This is a genomic window from Plantimonas leprariae, from assembly GCF_008802405.1.
Lineage (GTDB): Bacteria > Pseudomonadota > Alphaproteobacteria > Rhizobiales > Rhizobiaceae > Plantimonas > Plantimonas leprariae.
Window position 1 is genome coordinate 1 of sequence record NZ_VZDO01000035.1, and the last position, 2,327, is coordinate 2,327.

Genomic DNA, 2,327 nt, shown 5'->3' on the forward strand with positions numbered 1-2,327 from the left:
AGCCCTTCACCGCACCGGCGGTCAGGCCGGCGACGATGTGCTTCTGCGCCGCGAAGAACACGATCACGGTCGGCAGGATGGTGAGCGTGATGAAGGCGAGCACGAGTTGCCAGGCGGTGGAGAACTCGCCCTGGTAGATCATGATGCCGAGCGGCCAGGGGAACTTCTCCTGGCTGTTCAGCATGATCAGCGGCATGATGTAGTTGTTCCAACTGTTCACGAACGAGACGATCGCCACCGTCGCGAGGATCGGACGCGACAGGGGGAGCGTCACGTACCAGAAGAAGCGGATGTAGCCGCTGCCGTCCATGAAGGCGGCCTCGAAGAGTTCGTGCGGCACGTTGCGGAAGAAGTTGCGGAACAGGAGGATGCTCATCGCCAGGCCGAACGCGACCTGCGGCAGCACCACGCCGAAATAGCTGTCGAGCAGGCCGAGGTCGCGGATGCGGATGAACAGCGGCAGGATGGCGGTCGCGATCGGGAACATCAGCCCGATCAGGAAGTAGTTCAGGAGGAAGTTCGCGCCAAAGAAGCGGATGTGGGCGAAGGCGAAGGCGGCCATCGCGCCGACCGCGACGGTCATCGCCACGGTCATGACGGCGATCAGCAGGGAATTGCCGAGCATCCGCCAGTAGCGGACGCTGGCGAGGATGTCCCAGTAGTTCGCCCATTGCCATTCCGCCGGCAGGCCGAACGGGTTGACGCGCAGGTCCCCGAGCGCCTTGAAACCGCCGAGCGCGGTGGTCAGGAGCGGGATCAGCACGATCGCCGCGACCACGAACAGGCTTCCGTAGAGGTAGAGCAACGTCACGAAGCCGAGCCGGCGTCGGCTCTCGACATAGGTCGGGTCGCGGGCGGCGTCAGTCATGGCGCATGAACATCCGTCGATAGCCGAAGGCGACCGTCACGCAGATCAGGAACAGGACGACGCCGATGGCGCTGCCGAAGCCGACCTTCATGCGGGTGACGCCGTAGGTGTAGAGGAAGGTCACCATGGTCTGCGTCGAGTTCGACGGCCCGCCGCCGGTCAGCGGCATGATCATGTCGAAGAGCTGCAGGGAGCCGATCACCGAGAAGAACACCGACAGGCGGATGGTCGGCGCCAGGAGCGGCAGCGTCACGTGGCGGAACCGCTTGGCCGGTGAGGCGCCGTCGAGTTCGGCCGCCTCGTGCAGCGACTTGTCGATCGACTGGAGCCCGGCGATGAACAGCATCATGTGGAAGCCGAAATACTTCCACACGACGACGGCGAGCACCGCGTAGATCGCGTAGTCGCGGTCGGCGAGCACGTACGGCGTGGCGAAGCCCATGAGGCTGGCGAGCGATGCGACGAGACCGTAGTCGCCGTCGTAGATGAAACGCCAGATGAGGCCGGCAGCCACGTCCGCAAGCACGTAAGGGAGGAAGAACACCAGCCGGAAGGCGGTCGCGCCGGGAATGCGGTGCGCGACCAGCGTCGCCAGCCAGAGCGCCAGCGGCAGCTGCAGGAGAAGCGACACGAGGATGATCAGCCCGTTGTTGGTGAGGGCCGTTTGGAAGGCTCCGTTGCGCAGCAGGAGCTCGAAGTTGCGCAGGCCCACGAACTTCTCCGGCGCGCCGTAACCGCTCCAGTCGAACAGCGAGTACCAGCCCGCTTCCCCCATCGGCAGGATGACGAAGAGCGTGAACAGGAGGAGCGCCGGCGGCAGGAACAGGACCAGCACCGGCCATGCGGTGCCGACGTTGCGATAGCGCGGGAAGCTTCGCCGCCGCGCGCCCGGAGGGGCGTCGTTTCCGGCCAGCGGGCTTGCGGCGGGGCGATCGATGGTTCCGGCGGCGTCGACCATCGTCAGCACCTCGCGGCTTCGGAAAAGGCGGAAGCGGGCGGCGCGTCGCCGCCCGTCCGTGGGAAGGCGATCATTGGAGCTCGAAGGCGTCCTGGATCTCCTGCACGGCCTGCGCCGGCTCGGTCTGGCCGGTGACGATCTCCATCGTCATGTCGTTGACGGTGCGCCCGACCGCGGGCCCGAGGTCCTGGTCGAGGAACAACTGGTGGAAGGGCGACTTCGAAAGCGTGTCGGCGAAGCCCTTCACGATCGGATCCTTCAGCCCGGCCTCGGCGCCGGCGGCCGCCGGGATCAGCATGCCGGCCTCGGCCATGACGCGCTCGGCATCCGGGCCGGTGAACCAGCGTGCGAAGTCGACCGCCTCGGGCGAGGCGTTGCGCGACACGGCCCAGCAGTTGACGCCGCCGAAGGTTTCCGCGGCGCTGCCGGCGCCGCCGTCGACGGTGGGGAACGGGAAGGTGCCGAGCTGTTCGCGCGGCAGGCCCTTGCCGTCCGCGGCGG

General features: G+C 66.9%; 1 protein-coding gene and 2 pseudogenes. All 3 read right to left on the reverse strand.

The window, feature by feature from the left end; genetic code table 11:
* Nucleotides 1-868, reverse strand: an 868-nt coding sequence (locus F6X38_RS23165) for a carbohydrate ABC transporter permease (protein WP_150974091.1), incomplete at its 3' end; no start/stop codon positions are given.
* A pseudogene (locus tag F6X38_RS23170) lies at nt 861-1,703 on the reverse strand (carbohydrate ABC transporter permease); the annotation flags it as partial. The gene F6X38_RS23165 and the pseudogene F6X38_RS23170, both read right to left, overlap by 8 nt.
* Nucleotides 1,704-1,896: 193 nt before the next feature.
* Nucleotides 1,897-2,327 (reverse strand): annotated as a pseudogene (locus tag F6X38_RS23595) (carbohydrate ABC transporter substrate-binding protein); the annotation flags it as partial.